This is a genomic window from Microcoleus sp. LEGE 07076, from assembly GCF_015207455.1.
Lineage (GTDB): Bacteria > Cyanobacteriota > Cyanobacteriia > Cyanobacteriales > Microcoleaceae > Microcoleus.
In genome coordinates this window covers 1-3123 of sequence record NZ_JADEWV010000381.1, presented here as the reverse complement: position 1 = coordinate 3123, position 3123 = coordinate 1, and the positions used below count along the sequence as shown (strand labels likewise).

2 protein-coding genes and 1 pseudogene are annotated in these 3123 nt (G+C 44.3%); all 3 read left to right on the top strand.

The window, feature by feature from the left end:
- Positions 1-57 precede the first annotated feature (57 nt).
- On the top strand, positions 58-1527 hold the full coding sequence (locus IQ270_RS29315; RefSeq protein WP_193976628.1) for a hypothetical protein: 1470 nt from the start codon (positions 58-60) through the stop codon (positions 1525-1527).
- Positions 1528-1532: 5 nt separating this feature from the next.
- Positions 1533-2717, top strand: coding sequence for a DUF1822 family protein (locus IQ270_RS29310; RefSeq protein WP_193976627.1), 1185 nt, complete (start codon positions 1533-1535; stop codon positions 2715-2717).
- 20 nt (positions 2718-2737) lie between these two features.
- Positions 2738-3123: pseudogene (locus IQ270_RS29305) on the top strand (sensor protein Chase2); the annotation flags it as partial.

The window sequence follows — 3123 nt, the reverse complement described above, 5'->3', positions numbered from 1 at the left end:
ATCTAACTTCAGCCACTCAAAAATCATTTGGGAGTAGTCACTAGAATGACACATAGAATGACAAACATAATCGATCGATTTTCCACTTATTATCAAGTCAATCCCCATCCTCGCCCAGTGCAGGATTATCGCCTAAGACAACATTTAATACGCTTGCTGCAACAGCATCCACAGCTACATGATGAAACAGTTTTGCTGAGATATTTCTGCAACCAAGCTGCTCAAAGTAACTCAGATTTCTTAGCACTCAGCTATCTGCTGGCTTATGTGGATATGGCTTGCTACTTAGCGGCGAAATCTACTTACGATGCCTTCCAGACACCGGAACAGGCTTTGGAAGACTATTTGCAAATTGCCAGACGTTACATGGCTCACCGAGCGGTAGAATTGTGCACTAAGTTCGATCGCACCCAAAGCCAAATCGAAACCTATCTCAGTCGTCCTCTGCGCGACGCTATTATGAGCGAAGTACGTAAAAATGAACCAACACAAAGGCAAAGTGACTGGGGGCTGCTACGGAGCACCCCGAAAAAAGGTCTGAAAACTGCTTTACAGAATTTCGCAATTCGAGATCCTCAATTATCCTGTTGCTTCCTAACTTGGCAAGCTTTTTTAGAAGTTTATGCCCCAGTTAAAGCAGGGAGAAATCAGCGATTACCGGAGCCAAGGGCGGAACAATGGCAGGCGATCGCCCAATTTTGCACCGAACAACGATTACCGAATTCCGCAACGCAATTCACAGTGCAGGAAGTCAAAGCATTGTTGCAAATCTGTGTTGATGCGCTGCGGGCATCTACTCACATTAAATTTCATGCCCTGGATGCAGAAAACCCGGAGTTAGAATTAGAAACGGCTGAGCAATCCGAGCAGCAAGCATCGAACAGACAGCAAGACACGGAGCAATGCGATCGCCTGCAACAGATGACAACTGAATTAGCAAGTGCGATCGCCTGCCTCTCTCCTGATGCAAAAAAAATGTTAATCTTGGAGCATGGCTTCACCGGATTTAACCAAAATTACATCGGTAAAGAGTTTGGTCTCAAGCAATATCAAGTTTCTCGAAACTTAACTGGTTACAAAAGAAATCTGTTAACAATTTTGGTGAAGTGGAGTCAAACGCAAGCGAGTGTTCCCTTGACTGTAAAAGATGTCGATCGCCTTTCAATTCTGCTCGATGAATGGCTAAATTGGTATTGTCAAAGCGCCATTCTGTACAAATTCTTGCAAACCGCCTTGAAGCTGCATCCAGCTCTAAAGTTGGAAATTCCCCTGTTGTGTCGCTACTATGGATGTGAGAAAGTAGACGAAAGAGCGATCGCCCACAATCTTAACATAACACCAACTGAATTGCAAGGAAAATTAGTGCAAGTTAAAACAACTTTGCAAACGGAATTACACCATTGGTTACGCCAAATTCTTGCACTCCAACCCTGTTCTCTCAACGCGATCGATAAGTCATCAGCATTGTTAGTAGAACAATTTTTAGCCAATGCCCCCTACGCCCTGTTAACAGTAGAACGGAGATAATTACAATGACATTAACTTTAGGACAATTAAGCCTAGCCTGTCCCGATCAACTCTGGCTAGAGTTTTCCGAAAGCCAACAGAAAACAGCTTGGCCTGCAACGCAAGATTACTCCTATGAAGCAGCACTTCATCGCGCTTTCTTAAATCGGCTAACCCTGGCAGTTTTGTCACCTGAATTTTCAGCCGCATCCGAAACCTCTGTCCAACTTGCATCCTCAGAAAACCTGTGGGAATTTGTGACTGGTTTTGCCTTGAATTTGGGCAAAAGTCGCCTAGTAATTATTTCCAGTGAAAGCATCGATACTGATGAATTTTCCGTGCCTCAAGAATGGGTGGATATTCCTGCATTGGCGGCGGATTATTATCTGGCTGTGCAGGTGAATTTGGAGGATGGATGGTTGCGGGTGTGGGGTTTCAGCACCCATCGCAAACTGAAAACTGAGGGAAGGTATGATGCGGGCGATCGTACTTATTCCCTCGATGTAGAGGATCTGTTTGAAAAACTGAATACTCTCTGGGTTTCTCAGCAACTTTGTCCAGCCGAGAAAGCCGAAATTAAACCATTACCGACATTATCTCATAACCAAATAGAAAGGTTCATAGGTGACTTGGGCAAACCTTCACTTTATTCACCTAGATTGAAGATGCCCTTTGCCCAGTGGGGGGCGCTGTTAGCTGTTGAGGATTTGAGGGAACAGCTTTATAATCGTCGAATTGGGAAGGAATATGCCCTGCAAAAAGTTGTGACTTTGACTAAAAGTATTTTTTCTAACTTGTGGTTGTTTTTGGATGAATTAGTGGAAGTTCATGGTGTGAATATATTAGCAGCTAGAGGGGGAAGTCGAACCGAAGAAAATGAAGGCGATCGCCCTGCTCAAGCACGGGGTAGAATGATAGATTTAGGAATTCAATTAGTAGGTCATCCGGTCGCATTAATTGTCTATTTTAGTCCTGAATCAAACAATAAATGGAATATTCTTTTACAGTTAAGACCAGGTGGCGGTCAAACTTACTTGCCGCCCGACGTGCAGATGATTGTATTGGATGATGCTGGTGAGGTGTTTTTGGAAGCGCGATCGCGCCAAGCGGATAATTGGATACAATTGGAATTTAGCGGCGAACCTGGGGAAAGATTTAGTGTTAAAGTAGCTTTAGGCGATGCGAGTCTTGTGGAAGATTTTGTTATCTAACTGAGAGTAAAGGGTAAGTCATGGGTAAATTAGTTGTTTTGAGTCTGGGAGAGGGAGACTTTCAACGGGGTTTTCCCGTGACGCTACAGGTGTGGGAAGAGGGCGGTTTTCACACATCCTTCCTCGGAAAACTCCCGGCATCTGCGATCGATTCATTGTACGATCGATGGCAGTCAGATTACCGCCAAAAGGTGTCTGGCAGAATGACACCAAAACCAGCACAAGTCAGCAACCGTTCAGATACAGATTTAATCGCAAACAGCAAGCTTTTAAAAGACGAGTTAAATAACTGGCTCAATTCCGAGACATTTCGCCCCATAAAAGAGAAGTTCCTGGAAAAGGTAAACACCAGAGACACTGTGCGAGTAATTTTCCAGACTGAAAATCCCCAGTTGCGGCGATTACC